We start from the raw sequence: 16,571 nt of genomic DNA on the forward strand, positions 1-16,571 counted from the left end.
AGCCGAATTATGGTCCAGACCACTAACCGATCGGCGAAACCCCTTCCGCGGCAGTTATTCCGACAGCGGTCACCGGGCACGGACCCACCGCTTCGGAATCGATTCACACTGCCGCGAATTCCCCCGAAGGAGCTCACAATGGCCAATCGAAAGATCTCCGCAGCCGTGGTCGGTGCCGCAGTGGCACCTTTCCTGGTCGCCATCCCCGCCGGGACCGCCAGCGCCCACGGCTACGTGGACGCTCCGCCGAGCCGCCAGGCCCAATGCGCCGCGGGCACCGTCGAGTGCGGGTCGATCACCTGGGAGCCGCAGAGCGTCGAAGGCCCGAAGGGCCTGAAGAGCTGCAGCGGCGGCAACGAGGCCTTCGCGGAGCTCGACGACGACTCCAAGGGCTGGACCGCCACCCCGATCGGCGCCCAGGCCACCTTCAACTGGAAGCTGACCGCCGCGCACAAGACCACCACCTGGGAGTACTACATCGGCGACCAGCTGGTGGGCTCGTTCGACCAGGGCGGCCAACAGCCGCCGCAGGAGCTGTCGCACAACGTCGACCTGTCCGGCTTCAGCGGCCCGCAGAAGGTGCTCGCCGTCTGGAACGTCGCCGACACCGCCAACGCGTTCTACGCCTGCATCGACGTCAACGTGGGCGCGATCGAGTAACCCCCGCGCTGGGGCGGGCCCGGGCTCCGACGCCGGGCCCGCCCACCCCGCACGAGCCACAGTGGACACGACCGAGTTTCCGGCTCCCCGCATGTGGTGTATCCAGGTGCGGTGACCGAGTTGGTGCTGGGACCACTGCTGCGCTTCGTCGACAGCAGCCGCGCCACCGTGTGGGTGGAGACCGACGCCCCCTGCACGGTCGAGGTGGTCGACACCGCCGAGCACACCTTCCAGGTCGGCGGCCACCACTACGCCCTGCTGACCGTGCACGTCACCGGACCGACGCCCTACCAGGTGCGGCTGGACGGGCGCGTCGTCTGGCCCGAGCGGGACGCCTCCCCCAGCGTCATCCGACCGGTCACCGCCACCGACCGGCTCACCGCCCTGTTCGGTTCCTGCCACTTCGACCGGCCCACCTCCGGACGCGACCGGCTGGGCCCGGACGCCTTGACCGCGACCGCCTCCCGCGTCGCCGGAACGCCTGAAGACGAACGACCGGACGTGCTCCTGCTGCTCGGCGACCAGGTCTACGCCGACCAGACCACCCCGCGCGTGCGCCGCCACCTGGCCGCGCAGCGCGACCTCTCCCGCCCGCCCGGCAAGGAGGTCGCCAGCTTCGACGAGTACGCGCTGCTCTACCGCTTCTCGTGGCAGGACCCGCCGGTGCGCTGGCTGCTGTCGACGTTGCCCAGCATGATGATCTTCGACGACCACGACGTGCGCGACGACTGGAACACCTCGCTGGCCTGGCGCACCGCGATGTCCGAGCTGCCGTGGTGGCGCGAGCGCCTGCTCGGCGGGCTCGTCGCGTACTGGATCTACCAGCACATCGGCAACCTCGACCCCGACCAGCTCGAGTCCGACCCGGTCTTCCGCGAGGTGCGCGAGGTCGGCAGGCACGGCGACGCCATGCCGGTGCTGCGGGAGCTGGCCGCGCAGGCCGATCGCGAGGAACACGGTGAGAAGGGCGTGCGCTGGAGCTACTCCCGCGACCTCGGCGGGGTGCGCTTGGTCGTGCTCGACACCCGCTGCGGCCGGATCCTGGAGACCGACGACCGCGGCATGCTCTCCCGCGGAGACTTCACCTGGCTGCGCGAGGTGATGGCCGCGGACCGGAAGCACCTGGCCCTGGCCTCGTCGCTGCCGTGGCTGCTGCCCCACGCCGTGCACCACGCGCAGTCGTGGAACGAACGCGCCTGCACCGGTCGCCACGCCGACCTCGCCGAGAAGCTCCGCCAGACAGGCGATCTGGAGCACTGGGCGGCGTTCCGGGACTCCTTCGACCAGCTCGCCGAACTCATCGGCGAACGCGGCGCCGGTCCCGACGCGCCGAGGACCATCAGCGTGCTCTCCGGCGACGTCCACCACAGCTACCTCGCCGAGGCCGACTACCCGCGCCGGCTGGACTCGCGCGTCACCCAGCTGACCTGCTCACCGCTGCGCAACATGATCCCGAAACCGCTGCGCGCACCGCTGCGGGCGGCTTGGTCGAAGGCCCCGTCACGGCTGGTGCAGCGAATGGCTCTGCGCGCCGGAGTGCCGCCACTGCCGGTGGCCTGGCGCCGCACCGACGGGCCGTTCTTCAGCAACAGCATCGCCCAGCTCGACTACCACGGCCCTCACGCGCAGGTCACCCTCTGGGGCGCCACGTCGGACGACGCCCTGCAGGAGGTCTGCGTGCGGCGGCTCTCCTAAGCAGCGCGCTCAGACCAGGAAGGAGAACAGCGGCGAGCCGGGCGAGACCTGCTCGATCTGCAGCGGCGACTCCTTCATCCGCGTCAGCAGGTCGTCGAGGTCGTCGGCGTTGTCGAGCTCGATGCCGACCAGCGCCGGTCCGGTCTCGCGGTTGTTCTTCTTGACGTACTCGAAGGCGACGATGTCCTGGCCGTCGACGAGCACGTCGTCGAGGAAGTGCCGGAGCGCGCCGGGCTCCTGCGGGAAGGTCACCAGGAAGTAGTGCCGCAGCCCCTCGTGCAGCAGGGAGCGTTCGACGATCTCGCCGTAGCGGCTGAGGTCGTTGTTGCCGCCGGAGACCACGCACACCACCGGGCCGCGCGGCGTGCGCTCGAGCATCCGGGCGGCGGCGCTCGCCAGCGCGCCCGCGGGCTCGGCGATGATCCCCTCCGTCTGGTAGAGCTCGATCATCTCGGTGCACACCGCACCCTCGGGCACCGCCACGAGCTCGTCGACGAGTTCGCGGGCCACCTGGTAGCCGAGGTCACCGACGCGGCCGACCGCCGCACCGTCGACGAAGGTGTCCACCCCGGGCAGCTTCACCGGCGCGCCCTCGTCGAAGGCCGCCCGCATGCTCGCCGCGCCGGCGGGTTCGGCACCGACCACGCGGGTCTCCGGGAAGTGCTCCTTGAGCCACAGCACGATCCCCGCGATCAGGCCACCGCCGCCCACGGGCACGATCACGGTGTCGATCGGACCGTCGTGCTGCTCGGCGATCTCCAGGCCCACGGTGCCCTGACCCGCGATGGTGCGCGGATCGTCGAACGGGTGGACGTAGACCGCGCCGGTCTCCTCGGAATCGGCCTTCGAGGCGGCGCTGGCCTCGTCGAACGACGAGCCCGCGATGATCGGGTCGACCCACTCGCCGCCGATGGTCGCGATGCGCTTGCGCTTCTGCCGCGGCGTGTTGGCCGGCAGGTACACCCGGCCCTTGATCTGGAGCTCCCGGCAGGCGAAGGCCAAGCCCTGCGCGTGGTTGCCCGCGCTGGCGCAGACCACGCCGCGCACGCGCTCGTCGGCGTCGAGCCCGGAGATCAGGTTGTAGGCACCACGCACCTTGTAGGAGCGGCAGACCTGCAGGTCCTCGCGCTTGAGGCGCACCGGTACCCCGAGCTCGGCGCTGAGGCGGCTGCTGGTCTCCAGCGGCGTGCGCCGGACCACCTGTCGCAGGCGGGTACCGGCCCGGAAGATCGCGGCGGGATTGAGCTCAACGGACACCTGCCGATACTAAAGGCGCTGGTGAATCCGGCGGTCGCCGGGTGGCTCAGCTCTCAGGTGGGTTCTGCCGCCACACGGCCCGGTACCGCTCCGCGGCCTCGGCGTCGCGCTGCCGCCGCGCGGCGGAGCCGTACCCGGGCGGGAACCCGTACTTCGTGAGCCGGCTGTCCACGCTGTCCACCGAGCTGGTCAGCACGATGCGCGCCACCACCAGGACCCCCAGCAGCAGAGCGCCTGCCGCGATCGGCCACGCCCCGCCCAGGAACCCCAGCCCCAGGAACAGCGCCAGCCCGATCGGTGCGATCTGCAGCAATCCGCGGATCAGCACCCTGAGCACCCAGGTCCGGCAGGTCGCGTCGTGCAGCACCCAGTCGCGGTACTGCTCCGGCAACCGTCCCCCGAACTGGTAGTGCAACCACCGCACAGGCCCGGGACGAATCATGCGGCCAGCATAGGACCCGTCCCCGGTGAGACGAGCACCACCGCAGGTTCCGCGACGAAGGCCGGAAGGAGGGTGTCCTCGCCCGTTCGAGCTGCCAAGGTGAGCGGGAACCCCTGGTCACAGCGCGCGGAGAAGAAGATGTTCAACGTGGAGAAGGTAAGGCTGGCTGGTGCTGGTGTGGAACTCCCCCGGATGTTCCCCATCGAGCAGCGCTTCGCCGCTGAGTCGGTCGAGGACCTCGAGGGCACGATCCGCTCGCAGGTAGCCGAGCACGACCGGGCCCACCCGGTCAGCGGCAAGCGCATCGCGGTGACGGTGGGCAGCAGGGGCATCGCCCAGCTCGACCGGATCGCGATCACCCTGGTGGGCGCGCTGGCCGAGCACGGGGCGAAGCCGTTCGTGGTGCCGGCGATGGGCAGCCACGGCGGCGGTACCGCGGAGGGCCAGCGTCACGTGCTGGCCGAGTACGGGGTGACCGAGGAGACCGTCGGGGCTCCGATCACCTCGTCGATGGAGACCGTGGTGATCACCGAGCTGGCCGACGGCACCCCGGTGCACTTCGACGCCGAGGCCGCGCAGGCCGACAGCGTGGTCGTGCTGGGCCGGGTCAAGCCGCACACCGACTTCCGGGGCACCCACGAGAGCGGCCTGGCGAAGATGATCGGCATCGGGCTCGGCAAGCACGCCGGTGCGGCGACGCTGCACCGGCACGGGTTCGAGAAGTTCGACACCTTGATCCCGGAGGTCGCGAAGGCGGCCCTGGCGGTGGTGCCCTTCGAGTTCGGCATGGCGGTGGTGGAGAACGCCTACGAGGACATCGCCCGGCTGGAGCTGGTCCCGACCGAGCGGATGCTGGAGCGCGAAGCGGAACTGCTGGCCGAGGCCAAGTCGCTGATGCCGAAGCTGCTGATGTCGGACATCGACGTGCTGGTGGTCGACGAGATCGGCAAGGACATCAGCGGCGCGGGCATGGACCCGAACATCACCGGCCGGGCTCCGGTCAACACCGACAAGTTCCAGGCGACGCCGGTGAAGCGGATCGTGGTGCTCGGGCTGACCGAGCACACCAACGGCAACGCGTGCGGGCTGGGCATGGCGGACATGACGACCCAGGGGTGCCTGGACCAGATCGAGTTCGGCTCGTTCTACACCAACTCGCTGACCTCGGGCGTCCCCGACGGTGCGCGGATCCCGATGGCGCTGGCCAACGACCGCGACGCGATCACGGCGGCGCTGCACCTCACCCGAGGACCGCACGAGCGACCGGCGAAGGTCGTCCGCATCCGCAACACCCTGTCGATGCCGCGCGTGGAGGTCTCCGAGGCCTACGCGCAGGAGGTCGCCGAGCACCCGGACATGACGGCGCTCGGTGAACCGCGCGTGTGGGAGTTCGACGGCGACGGGCACCTGCCGAAGCTGCCGCAGATCCACTGATCTCCTCCACTGCCCGCCCGGGTCCGGTCCCTTGGCCCCGGGCGGGTTCGTCATGGTTGGGCGGGAATTGATTTTGGTCGACACTGAAATGACAGTCGCGAGAAACATGTAGCTGCGGATAGAATTCCGGGTGAGCTCCCCCACATCGTTCGATCCGGCGGGCTCCGCCGGTGCGTGGAAGGCGAGGGCCGACGATGCAACTTCCGCTGACCACTGACCGGCTCGTGGTCCGGCCCTGGACCACCGAGGACTCCGACGTGCAGGCCGCCCTGGACCTCTACGGCAGGCCCGAGGTCACCGAGTGGCTGACCCCGGTGATCTCGAGCGTCGCCGACCTGGCCGCGATGCGGGCCGTGGTGCAGTCCTGGACCGAGTCGCAGCCCAACCTCATCCCGCCGACCGGCCGCTACGCGATGGAACGCCGCGAGGACGGGGAGGTGGTGGGCGGTCTCGTGCTGCGGTTGCTGCCGCCCTACGACCACGACCTGGAGCTGACCTGGCAGCTGCGTCCCGCCGAATGGGGCCACGGTTACGCCACCGAGGCCGCGATCGCGTTGCTGCACTGGGCTTTCACGTTCGACATCGACGAGATCTTCGCCCTCGCACGGCCGAACAACACGCGCGCGATCGCCACCGCGCAGCGCATCGGCATGGAGTGGGTCGGCGAGACCACGAAGTACTACGACACCGCGCTGCAGGTCTACCGGGTCCGGCAGAGCGACCTGCCGGAAGTCCCGGAAGGCGGCTATTCCGCAGACTGACCACGACCAGGCCACATCACGGTGGGTCGCGAAATCAGCCGCCATCGGGTGATCAGATCAACCCCGGCCAGCGGTTCCTCGATGCGATCCTGGAGTGGTCGACCGAGCGCCGACCCAGTGGGGCGCACCCGACGGAGGAACCTTGCCAACGCCACGCGACAGGAATCCGGTCCCGCCTCGGCGCCCCCGCGGGCGGCCGCCGGCGCGCCCGCTGCCGCAGCGCCGGCGCCCGAAGCCGGTCGCTCCCAAGGTGATCGCCACGATCATGTCGCTGGTGATCCTCCTGGTCACCGGGTACGGCTGGAGCAACTACCGGCACCTGCTCGCCGGCCTGGCCACCAGTGATGTCGCCGAAGGCGGTGGCGCGGACGGCGCGGTGGACATCCTGCTGGTGGGCATGGACAGCCGGACCGACGCGCACGGCAACCCCCTGCCGGAGGAGGTCCTGCGCGAACTGCACGCGGGCGCCAGCGACGCGTCGCTGACCGACACGATCATCATGCTGCACATCCCCAACGACGGGACCAGCGCGGTCGGCTTCTCCTTCCCCCGCGACTCCTACGTCTCGATCCCCGGGCAGGGCCAGCACAAGATCAACTCCGCGTACGGGCGCGGCAAGGAAGCCGAGGTCGTCAGCCAGCAGAGGCGCGGCGTGACGGATCGGGCGACGCTCGAGCGCGAGGGGAACGAAGCCGGCCGCAAGGTGCTGCTGCGCACGGTGGAAAACCTCACCGGCTCCTCGATCGACCACTACGCCGAGGTCAACCTCCTCGGCTTCGCCGAGATCACCGAGGCGGTCGGCGGTGTCCCGGTGTGCTTGAACTCCGACACCAGCGACTCCTTCTCCGGCGCCGACTTCAAGGCGGGGAAGCAGACCATCTCGGGGCCGGACGCACTGGCGTTCGTCCGCCAGCGCCACGGGCTTCCGCGCGGCGACCTGGACCGGGTCGTGCGGCAGCAGGCGTTCCTGGCGGGCCTCGCGCAGACAGCGCTGTCCGGCGGAGTGCTCGCCAACCCCAACAAGCTGCGGGAACTGATCAACTCGGTGCAGGACTCGGTCGTGCTCGACCTCGGCGAGGAGTCGGACGTGCTGGCCTTCGCCGAACGCCTGCGCGGCCTGGCCGGTGGCGCGATCAAGTTCAACACCATCCCGATCGAGGACGCCGCCTACGACACCCCGGACGGCGAAGCGCTCAAGGTCGACCCGCGGGCGGTCAAGGCCGCGGTGCGCGCGTCGACGCTGCCCCCGGGCGCTCCCGGCTCACCCGCTCCGACCCCGCCGCCGACCTCGGAGACGGCGGGAACGGAGTCGCAGGAACCGGTGAGCGCGCGGGTCGACGTGCTCAACGGCACCCGGACCACCGGTCTGGCGGCGAAGGTGCAGGACCAGCTCGGAGCCCAGGGCATCGACGTCGGATCGGTCGGCAACGCCAGCAAGCGCAGTTCGTCGGTCGTGCGCTACGGGTCGGGCGCCGGAGCAGCGGCGCACGAGGTGGCCTCCTTGCTGGGCGGGATGCCGACCGAGTCCGACTCGTCGCTGGCGTCGGGCCGGGTCCAGGTGCTCATCGGTTCGGACTACGACGGGCCGGCCGGCCCGCGCTTCTCACCCGGTGGCACGCTCGCGCTGGACGGGACCGCCCGGCAGCAGCAGGACCCGGAAACCCCGGACCAGGCTCCGATCAGCGCAGCAGGAGTCCCCTGCGTGAACTGACGTCGTTCCCGCGTGGTCTCCCGGGTCGGTGTCGTGCGGTTCGCGCCACCACAGGCTTTCACCGGGCGGCTCGGTCTCGCACGGGCGGTCGAGGCACCGCGGTCGAACCGCGTTGGTCGACCAGGTACCACGCAGCACCGAGTCGTGGTCTTCCGCGCGTGCGCCGAAACGCCGACCTGATTCCCCCCACGTGGTCCACGTCGTCCGGACTGAGCACTGACGCTGCCGCCCAGCGACACGCCCACGAGTCGAAGTCCTTGGTGCAGCCCCACGGTGACCGTGGCGTTGCCCCCGCCTTCGGGTGCGGTGCCAGCGAGCGGAACGAGCCCACCTCCGCCACGCCCCACCGGGACGACGGTCAGTGTCCGCATCTCCGAAGGTGGGTGCGTCGAACGGCGGTACGTCCACGCGGGCCTCCCCGCGAACGCACGTGCGTCCTGGTGACGCACGGCGGCGGGACTTCCGGCACGGGTGCGACTGCACCACGTGGTGCACCGTCCGTGAGGTGGGGGAACAGCTGGGGAACACCCACGACACCGCGACTGCCCGGGTTGGCAGGTCGGGTCGGTGAACTCGTGGCTCGTGCGCCACGACATCACCAGCGCCGCGTCACTCGTGTTCCGCGCGGACGCGCCGTGGAGCGAATACGACCCTGCCGATGAGCGGGCGCGATCAGGGGGAACCATGAGTGAGCAGGTCGTCTACCAGCAGGGGTTCGGTCGTGCCGCCTTGACCCTCGGATGCATCGGGTTGCCGCTGGCGTTCGTGCCAGTTCTCGGGTTCCTGGCGTTGCCCGTGGTGGTTGTGGGCGTGACGCTGGGGTTCTTGGGGGTGAAGCGGGTCAAGCGCGGACTCGCCACCAACGAGCGGGCTGCTTGGGCGGGAACCGCGCTCTGCTTGTTCGGTCTGGTGGTGTGCCTGACCGGGGGTCCGGCCGAGTCCGGACCCGTGCAGCAGCAGGCCACGTCCAGTGGCGGCTTCGTTGTCAGCGAGCCGCAGTACCCATCACGTGAGCACGAGAACGCGGTCGAGTCTGCCGAGTCGTACGTCCGGTCCGGCGACTTCTCCCGGGCAGGACTGGTCGACCAGCTTGCCTATGAGCAGTACCCGTCCGAGGTGTGCGAATGGGCCGTAGCGCATGTGCAGGTCGATTGGAACGCGGAAGCGCTCGGATCTGCCGAGTCCTACTTGCGGTCCGGCAGCTTCTCGGATGCTGAGCTGCGCGATCAGCTAGCCTTCGAGCACTTCGCCCCGGAACAAGTCGACTACGCGATGACGCACCTCCGCTGAAGGATCACGGGACAACACCTCCCGTGCGTGCGGCCGCGGGAGGGAGCGGCGCCCAGGCCATCGCTCCGCTCCGTTCGAGAACGTCCCAACCCGGCAGGTGTCCGAGTTCAGGTCCAGGTCTCCGTCCACCTGATCCACCGAACGACCCGGGGTCTCAGGCCGTCCACGAGCGGCTCGGTGTCGCACGCGCAGTCGAAAACCCACCAGTCGAGCTGATCGGGCGAACGCCCCGTGAGCGTGGCGGCGCGTCCGGGGCCCGATCGGCGTTGCCACGGAAGCCCCGGACCGCGCAGACCGTCGACGCGGACCGCCCCGCCCCGTTCTTGCACCTGTCGCGCCGCGGCGCGGGGCTGGTGTCCGTGGTCTCCGACAAAACCGTTCGCCGTGGCGGGGTTCGGGTTCCTAGGTTGTCGGGATGGAAATCGGTCTTGTCCACTTGTCGACTTCGCCGGCGACGGAAAAGGCACGGCAGCAGCTGTGCTGCGGGAGGCGAGTGCGGATCGTGCCGTGACTTCGGCTGCCGTGGCCGGGCTGCTGGCCGGTTTCGGCATCGCGGTTCCGGTGGGGGCGGTAGGCGCCTACCTCGTCTCGCTGTCGGCGCGGACGTCGTTCGGCGTCGGGTCGGCTGCCGGGCTCGGGGTCGCCACGGTCGACGGCGGTTACGCGCTCCTCGCCGTGCTCGGTGGTGGCGCGCTGCTCGACGGAGCGCGTGCGTGGGCCGAACCGCTGCGGTGGACGTCGGTCGTCGTCCTGGTCCTCGTGGCCGTGCACCTCGCCGTCGGCGCGTGGCGCAGGCACGTGCGGATCCAGGAGGTGCCTGCGTCGCACACCCCGCTCCGGGCCTACCTCGCCCTGGTGGCGATGACGTCGGTCAACCCGACGACAGTGGTGTACTTCGCGGCGATCGTGGTCGGCGGCGGAGCCGCGATCGCGGACACCGCCGGTGAGCGGCTCGTCTTCGTGCTCGCAGCGACCGCCGCGTCCGCATCGTGGCAGCTGTCCCTGGCCGCCTGCGGAACGATGCTCGGGCGAGCCCTGACGGGCAGGCGCGGGCAGCTCGTGACCGCGGCGGTCTCGAGCTTCCTCATCGTGGTCCTCGCGGCGCGCACGGTCCTCGGGTGATCGCGACCAGTGCACCGGGGCATCGGCCGCTGCGCGCGGCTCGGCGTCGTGGTCGGCTGCCGGGGTGTAGACGACGTCGCCCGCTGTTTCGGTGCACCCGTCCAGGTGTCGACGGCGCTGTTCTGATCCACCGCCTCCTGCCCCGATTCCGGGAACCGCACGCGAAGAGCGGTTCGGCACACGAGTCCTGGCGTCACCGTGCAACTCCGCTGGTGCACCGCTCGGCTCCGGTGGTCAGCGGCCGAAGTCCTGGGTCCAGTACGTGCCGCCCTGGTCGACCCCCACCCCGATCGTGCGGAACGAGCAGTCCAGGATGTTCTTGCGGTGGCTCCGGGACTTCAGCCAATCCTGCACGACCTGCTCGGCGTTGGCGTGGCCGCGCGCGAGGTTCTCGGCGCCGGGCTTGGGGTATCCGGCCCCGCGCACACGCTCGGCGAAGGTGACGCCGTCAGGCGTGGTGTGGCTGAAGTAGCCGCGTCGGGCCATGTCGGCGCTGTGATCGGTGGCGGACTTCACCAGCCGGCCATCGACGGTCAGCGGAGCGCAGCCCGCGCTCTCCCGGGCTTCGTTCACCAAGGACAGCACCTGGTCCTGCGGTGGACGCGCAGTGGCTGCCGTCATGGACGCCGCCGCGATGCTCATCCCACCGCCGACCAGGAGCACGCCGACAGCTGCGCAGAGCGTTCTCTTCGGGGTCATGGCTTCGAAAGCTACGGCAGCTGCCGGAAGCGCGTTCAGATCAAAAAGGCCTCTGAGCGGGTACTTCACACCATCTCGCTACTCTGAGTGATCAATTTCGCGCGTCGCTCGACCCGCTCCACGCCCCTGTGCCGAGCGGGAGCGGATCACTCACCATCCACTCCCGTCGGCGGTCCCGAGTGACTACCTTGATCGTCATGCCCGTGCTGAGCCGAACCACTGTCACGCGTGCCGCCGCGGTGGTGATCCAGGGCGTCACGTCGCTGGCCTCCCACAGCCGCCGCAAGCCGCGATTCCCGGAGATCCCCAGCAGGACCCGCGACGTCGTGGTCCCCACCGCCTACGGTCAGGTGCCCGCGACGCTGTACCTGCCGCCGGAGAGTGCCGCCCCTCCCCCGCTGCACGTCAACCTCCACGGTGGCGGCTTCGTGATCCGCTACCCGGAGCAGGACGACGCGCTGTGCCGGTACCTGGCCGCCCACGCCGGGGTCGCCGTGCTCAACGTGGACTACCCGGTGGCACCGCAGAACCCGTTCCCCATCCCGCCGAAGGCGTGCTTCGACGTCGTGCGCTGGGTCGCCGAGCACGGAGCCGAACTCGGTGTGGACCAGAACCGGTTGAGCGTGGGCGGCGCCAGCGCCGGTGGCTCGTTGGCCACGGCGGTGGCGCGGCAGGCGCGTGACGCGGGCGGTCCTCGGCTCGCGCTGCAGGTGCTGCACTACCCGGCTCTGGACCTGGTCGCGTCGGCCCGGGAGAAGCTGCGGGTGCGCAACCGTGCTGAGCCGACGTTCCTCAAGCCGTGGATGGCCGCGGTTTTCAACGACTCCTACCTGCCCGACCACGCGTTGCGGTCGGACCCGCTGGCCTCGCCCGCGCACGGCGACAACGGCCAGGACCTCGCCGGGACCGCACCCGCGGTGTTGATCACCGCCGAACTGGACCTGCTGCACGCGGAGGGGTGCGCTACGCCGAGTCGTTGCGGCGCGCCGGGATCCTGCGCGAGCACCGCGACGTTCCCGGCGTGGATCACGGCTACGACCAGCTCCGAGCCGGCGAAGCACAGGTGCGGGAGGTCTACGACCTGATCTGCGAACACCTGAGGCGAGCGCATTTCGAAGGCTAGGGGCTGTTCGAGCACGCGGACGAGCCACTGGGGCCGCGGCACGTCCTGAGCGCCGTCGCGGTCGGTGCACCGCGGCTGAGCACGCGGATCCGCCGAGCCGCGCAGTGTGGCACCGGAGCGGACCAGCCCCTAGGACGGTTGGTAGAGCAGGCCGAGGAACTCCTGCAGGAGGCGTTCGCGCAGGGCCGGGCGGGCGAGCGCGAGCATCGCGTTGACCTCGGCCATGCGCTCGGGCAGACCGGCGCCGCCACCCATGCCCGCCGCGGCGAGCAGCTGGCCGAACTCCTCGGACGTGAGGGCGTCGGGGTCGAGGTCGGCGAGGAAGGCCGCGATGCCCTCGTCGACCACGACCGGTCCCGCCGCGCGTGCGGCCCTCACCGAATCCCGCAGGGCCGCAGCGAAGTCGCCCTCGCTCCCCCGGTTCGACGCGGTGATCGTCAGGTGCAGGTTCGCCGGCGAGCTCTGGTGGGCGAACTGCGGTTGCACGTACCAGCCGCGCGCCGCCATCTCGTCGGCGACGACGAACAGGTCGAGACGGTCGTCGTCCGTGGTCAGTGCCAGCAGCGTCGCACCGGGCTCGGCGACGAGCCGCAGTCCGTCGAGGGCCTCCACCTCCGCCCGGACCGCCTCGACCGCCTCCAGCGTGGCTTCGGCCAGCGCGAGGTAGCCGTCGTCGCCGATGTGGTGCAGCACGGCCCACGCCGCCGCCAGCGGACCACCGGAACGGGTGGACTGCAGCGTGGAGTTCAGCATCGTGTAGCCGGGCCAGTCCGCGCTGGCGAAGTAGTGGCCGCGGCGCAGTTCGGCGTCAGCGTGCAGCAGCACCGAGGTGCCTTTCGGGCAGTAGGCGTACTTGTGCAGGTCGACCGACACGCTCGTGACGCCCTCGACGGCGAAGCCGAACTCGGGCACAGCTCGTCCGAGCCGGCGGAAGTACGGGAGCACCCACCCGCCGATGCACGCGTCGACGTGCGTCCGCACCCCGCGGGAGGCCGCCGCGGCGGCGATCTCCGCGATCGGGTCCACCACGCCGTGGGCGTAGGAGGGGGCGCTGGCGACCACGAGGACCGTGTCGTCGTCGATCGCGGCGGCCATGGCCTCCGGGTCGGCGCGGAAGGTCTTCGGGTCGACCGGCACCACCACCGGACGGACCCGGAACAGGTGCGCGGCCTTGTGGAACGCGGCGTGCGCGGTCGCCGGGAGCACCACGTTCGGCTCTGCGACGCCGGAGTTCCCCTCGCGCGCGGCGAGCACGGCGAGCACGCAGGACTCGGTACCGCCCGAGGTCACCGACCCCACCGTGCGCGGTGTGCCGCCCACCAGCTCGGAGGTGGCGGCGACCAGGTCGTTCTCCATCCGCAGCAGGCTCGGGAACGCGGTCGGGTCGAGGCCGTTGGCACTGGAGGCCAACGCGTGCGCGGCGGCGGCGAGGTCGTCGACCCCGTCGAGCCCGCTGTCGTAGACGTAGGCGAGGGTGCGCCCGCCGTGGGTGGGCAGGTCACCGGCACGCAGCGCGCGCAGCTCGGTCAGGATGTCCTCGGCGGATCTCATCGCCCCTCCAGCACGTCACGCCGCAGCAGCGGCAGTCCCAACAGCACCAGCGCACCCGGCAGCAGCGAGAAGCCGAGCAGGATCGCGGTCACCGCACCGTCCGGCTGCGCCACCATCCCGTCCACACTGGACACGTAGCCGCCCGCACCCAGGACGAGTCCGAAGAGCCAGGGCCCCAGCGCCATGCCCAGCGTCTCGGCCCCGGTCCACACTCCGGCGGCGACCCCGGCCCTGGTCTCCCCGGTCCGCTCCTCCTCGGTGGTGATCAGGTCCGGCATGATCGCCAGGGGGAAGACCTGGATGCCGGCGTAGCCGACACCGGCCAGGCCGACGAACACGAACGACACGGCCACCGGGAGCACCAGCGCCGCGCACAGCCCGGTGCTGGCCACGCCGAACGTGATGCAGGCGGCGCGAAAACCCCACAGCTTGCCCCACCGCTCCCCGAGCCGCGGCCACAACGGCATCGTCAGCAACGCCGGCAGCACGAACCCGACGAACAGCCAGGTCTGCACCGCCGGATCCCCGAAGACGTACCGGGACGCGTAGTTGACTCCCGCCAGCAGGGTCGCCAAGCCGAGGGCCTGCACCGAGTAGACGAGCACCAGGCGCCGGAACGACCGCCACCGCCGCATCGTGGTCACCAACTCGCGCCAGCCCCGCGCGCCCGGGCGCAGCCGTCCCACCGGTGCACCGCGCACGCCCAGGACCATCAGCACCGCTCCGAGCAGGATGACCAGACCGACCACGAGCCCCATGACCCGGTAGCCGGTCACCCCTCCCACGCCGTTGGCGACGGCGGGCGCACCGGCGCCGGAGAGCAGGACGGCCACCGCGAGGAAACCCATCCGCCAGCTGGTCAGCCGGGTCCGCTCACCGCGGGAGTCGGTGAGTTCCGCGGGCAGGGCGTTGAACGGCACCTGGAAGAGCCCGAACGCGGTCGCGCACACCAGGTACACGACCATCACGTACCCGGCGTCCAGCGCGGTGCTGCCGAACCCGGGGTGGGCGAAGATGCCGGCGAACAGCACGGCCACGCCGATGCCGCCCCAGAGCAGGAACGGTCGTCTGCTGCCGTGTCGCACCAGGCTCGCGTCCGAGAGCCGCCCGGCGATCGGGTTGAACACGACGTCCCACACCTTCGGCACCAGCACGATCGCGCCGGCGACCGAACCCGGCACGGCGAGCGCGTCGGTGAGGTACGGCAGCAGGAGCAGGCCCGGCACCGTGGTGAACGACCCGGTCACCAGCGAGCCGAACGAGTAGCCGATCCGGACGCGAGGTCCGATCCGCTTCTGGACGGGAACTGCCACTGGACTCCTCCGGGCTCGCTGACCTTCCCGCATCCTCGCACCGACGGCGATCCTCGCGAACAAGATCGGATCGTTTCGTCACCCAAGACCGCCATCCGGGTCGAACGGTGAGTGAGCCGCACCAAATTCCGATGACCCGTGGGGTCCGGTGTTCTAGGCTGACCGCAGGCTCCTCGAACAGCGAAGCCCTTCTGCGTGGCGTGCCAGCGGCAACACTGCGGCCGACGCTCCGCTCTCGCCACCCGCACTTCGTTCCAGGAGCACCTGTGCCTTCTCCCGCCCTCGCCCGCCGGATGGACGGCGTCACCAGTTCCCCGGTGCGCGATCTGCTCGCGCTGACCCGCCGCTCGGGCGTGATCTCCTTCGCCGGCGGTCTGCCCGCCCCGGAGCTGTTCGACACCGACGGTCTGCGAGCCGCGTTCGCGCGAGCGCTCGGTGACCCCGACGCGCCCCGCACGCTGCAGTACTCGCCCACCGAAGGCGATCCTGCCCTGCGAGCGATCGTGTCCGAGCGCCTCACCGGCCAAGGCCTGCCGACCAGCGACGAGGACCTGCTGATCACCACGGGATCCCAGCAGGGCCTGAGCCTGATCGCCTCGGCACTGCTGGATCCGGGCGCCGTGGTGCTGGTCGAAGAACCCGCCTACCTGTCGGCCCTGCAGTGCTTCCAGCTGGCGCAGGCGCGCGTCGTGCCCGTCCCCTGCGACGACGAGGGTCTCGACCCCGAGGCGCTCGACCGCATCGCCGCACGCGAAACCCCCGCGCTGCTGTACCTGGTGCCGACGTTCTCCAATCCGACGGGCCGCACCGTCGGCGCCGAGCGGCGGGACCGGATCGCGGACGTCGCTGCACGGCGGAACTTCTGGCTGGTCGAGGACGACCCGTACCGCGAACTGCGCTACAGCGGCCGGCCGTTGGTGCCGCTGTCGGCACGCGTGCCCGAGCGCTCGATCTACCTGGGCAGCTTCTCCAAGCTCGTCGCACCGGGGATGCGGGTCGGGTGGCTGCGCGCACCGGCGCAGCTGCGGCAGCGCCTGACCGTCCTCAAGCAGGCCGCCGACCTGCACACCTCCACGATCGACCAGGCCGCGGCCGCGGAGTACCTGGCGACCACCGACCTCGACGCGCGGTTGCGGGTGCTGCGCGAGACCTACCGCCCCCGCCGGGACGCCATGCTGGACGGGCTCCGCACCACCGCTCCGCCGGGGTCGACGTGGACCGAACCCGAAGGCGGGATGTTCGTGTGGGTGCGGCTTCCCGGTGACGTGGACACCGGCGAGCGGCTGCACGACGCGTTGCGCCACGACGTCGCGTTCGTGCCGGGAGCGGCGTTCCAGGTCGGCGAACCGGACCGGGCGACGATGCGGTTGTCGTTCACCACCTTCGAGCCCGCCACGATCGCCGAGGGCCTGCGCAGACTCGCCAAGGTCCTGGACTGATCGCGCTCCGGGACCGAGCCGTCCGTCCGGAGGATTGCGCGCGCTCCGGAGCTGCAGCAGGCTACCCGGAGTAT

14 protein-coding genes are annotated in these 16,571 nt (G+C 70.9%); 9 read left to right on the forward strand and 5 right to left on the reverse strand.

Annotated elements, in window-relative coordinates; translation table 11 throughout:
- Positions 1 to 138: 138 nt before the first annotated feature.
- Positions 139 to 660 (forward strand): lytic polysaccharide monooxygenase auxiliary activity family 9 protein, encoded by a 522-nt coding sequence (locus EIL87_RS01670; RefSeq protein ID WP_125088314.1) that lies wholly within the window; start codon positions 139 to 141, stop codon positions 658 to 660.
- 111 nt (positions 661 to 771) lie between these two features.
- On the forward strand, positions 772 to 2,355 hold the full coding sequence (locus EIL87_RS01675; RefSeq protein ID WP_125088315.1) for an alkaline phosphatase D family protein: 1,584 nt from the start codon (positions 772 to 774) through the stop codon (positions 2,353 to 2,355).
- A gap of 9 nt (positions 2,356 to 2,364) precedes the next feature.
- Here the strand turns inward: EIL87_RS01675 and ilvA are convergent, their stop codons facing one another.
- Positions 2,365 to 3,612 (reverse strand): threonine ammonia-lyase IlvA, encoded by a 1,248-nt coding sequence (gene ilvA / locus EIL87_RS01680; RefSeq protein WP_125088316.1) that lies wholly within the window; start codon positions 3,610 to 3,612, stop codon positions 2,365 to 2,367.
- Between the two features lie 46 nt (positions 3,613 to 3,658).
- A complete protein-coding gene (locus EIL87_RS01685; protein ID WP_125088317.1) occupies positions 3,659 to 4,054 on the reverse strand; it encodes a DUF5313 family protein in 396 nt (131 codons plus the stop codon).
- A 99-nt stretch (positions 4,055 to 4,153) separates the two neighbouring features.
- On the opposite strand from EIL87_RS01685, the gene EIL87_RS01690 reads away from it, so the two are divergent.
- From EIL87_RS01690 to EIL87_RS01710, 5 genes are all read left to right on the forward strand, one after another.
- Positions 4,154 to 5,488: a nickel pincer cofactor-dependent isomerase, group 22 gene (locus tag EIL87_RS01690; protein ID WP_125088318.1), complete on the forward strand. Its 1,335-nt coding sequence runs from the start codon at positions 4,154 to 4,156 to the stop codon at positions 5,486 to 5,488.
- 194 nt (positions 5,489 to 5,682) lie between these two features.
- Complete coding sequence (locus tag EIL87_RS01695) at positions 5,683 to 6,249, forward strand: GNAT family N-acetyltransferase (protein WP_125088319.1); 567 nt, start codon at positions 5,683 to 5,685, stop codon at positions 6,247 to 6,249.
- A 250-nt stretch (positions 6,250 to 6,499) separates the two neighbouring features.
- Positions 6,500 to 7,960, forward strand: coding sequence for an LCP family protein (locus tag EIL87_RS01700; protein ID WP_233575940.1), 1,461 nt, complete (start codon positions 6,500 to 6,502; stop codon positions 7,958 to 7,960).
- 567 nt (positions 7,961 to 8,527) lie between these two features.
- Entirely contained in the window at positions 8,528 to 9,250 is a 723-nt protein-coding gene (locus tag EIL87_RS01705; protein WP_125088320.1) for an Ltp family lipoprotein, read from the forward strand.
- Positions 9,251 to 9,757: 507 nt separating this feature from the next.
- Positions 9,758 to 10,372, forward strand: coding sequence for a LysE family transporter (locus EIL87_RS01710; protein WP_125088321.1), 615 nt, complete (start codon positions 9,758 to 9,760; stop codon positions 10,370 to 10,372).
- Positions 10,373 to 10,606: 234 nt separating this feature from the next.
- Here the strand turns inward: EIL87_RS01710 and EIL87_RS01715 are convergent, their stop codons facing one another.
- Positions 10,607 to 11,071, reverse strand: a complete 465-nt coding sequence (locus tag EIL87_RS01715; RefSeq protein WP_125088322.1) for a CAP domain-containing protein — start codon at positions 11,069 to 11,071, stop codon at positions 10,607 to 10,609.
- Positions 11,072 to 11,268: 197 nt separating this feature from the next.
- Here EIL87_RS01715 and EIL87_RS01720 point away from each other — a divergent pair, with 197 nt between their 5' ends.
- Positions 11,269 to 12,156, forward strand: a complete 888-nt coding sequence (locus EIL87_RS01720; protein ID WP_199740142.1) for an alpha/beta hydrolase — start codon at positions 11,269 to 11,271, stop codon at positions 12,154 to 12,156.
- Between the two features lie 167 nt (positions 12,157 to 12,323).
- Here EIL87_RS01720 and EIL87_RS01725 read toward each other — a convergent pair whose 3' ends face one another.
- Both EIL87_RS01725 and EIL87_RS01730 read right to left on the reverse strand, forming a co-directional pair.
- Positions 12,324 to 13,745, reverse strand: a complete 1,422-nt coding sequence (locus EIL87_RS01725) for a pyridoxal phosphate-dependent decarboxylase family protein (RefSeq protein WP_125088323.1) — start codon at positions 13,743 to 13,745, stop codon at positions 12,324 to 12,326.
- A complete protein-coding gene (locus tag EIL87_RS01730) occupies positions 13,742 to 15,058 on the reverse strand; it encodes an MFS transporter (RefSeq protein ID WP_233575941.1) in 1,317 nt (438 codons plus the stop codon). Before EIL87_RS01730 ends, EIL87_RS01725 begins: the two co-directional genes overlap by 4 nt.
- Positions 15,059 to 15,324: 266 nt before the next feature.
- Here EIL87_RS01730 and EIL87_RS01735 point away from each other — a divergent pair, with 266 nt between their 5' ends.
- A complete protein-coding gene (locus EIL87_RS01735) occupies positions 15,325 to 16,497 on the forward strand; it encodes an aminotransferase-like domain-containing protein (protein WP_325049381.1) in 1,173 nt (390 codons plus the stop codon).
- The last annotated feature ends 74 nt before the right edge of the window (positions 16,498 to 16,571 follow it).

Origin of the sequence: Saccharopolyspora rhizosphaerae (assembly GCF_003931915.1) — a bacterium.
Classification (GTDB): domain Bacteria; phylum Actinomycetota; class Actinomycetes; order Mycobacteriales; family Pseudonocardiaceae; genus Saccharopolyspora; species Saccharopolyspora rhizosphaerae.

What these genes read in the sequence shown, in the direction of transcription:
- EIL87_RS01670 (WP_125088314.1), top strand. Translation starts at nt 139, where the DNA reads ATGGCCAATCGAAAGATCTCCGCAGCCGTGGTCGGTGCCGCAGTGGCA.
- EIL87_RS01685 (WP_125088317.1), bottom strand. Translation starts at nt 4,054, where the DNA reads ATGATTCGTCCCGGGCCTGTGCGGTGGTTGCACTACCAGTTCGGGGGA.
- EIL87_RS01695 (WP_125088319.1), top strand. Translation starts at nt 5,683, where the DNA reads ATGCAACTTCCGCTGACCACTGACCGGCTCGTGGTCCGGCCCTGGACC.
- EIL87_RS01715 (WP_125088322.1), bottom strand. Translation starts at nt 11,071, where the DNA reads ATGACCCCGAAGAGAACGCTCTGCGCAGCTGTCGGCGTGCTCCTGGTC.
- EIL87_RS01720 (WP_199740142.1), top strand. Translation starts at nt 11,269, where the DNA reads ATGCCCGTGCTGAGCCGAACCACTGTCACGCGTGCCGCCGCGGTGGTG.
- EIL87_RS01725 (WP_125088323.1), bottom strand. Translation starts at nt 13,745, where the DNA reads ATGAGATCCGCCGAGGACATCCTGACCGAGCTGCGCGCGCTGCGTGCC.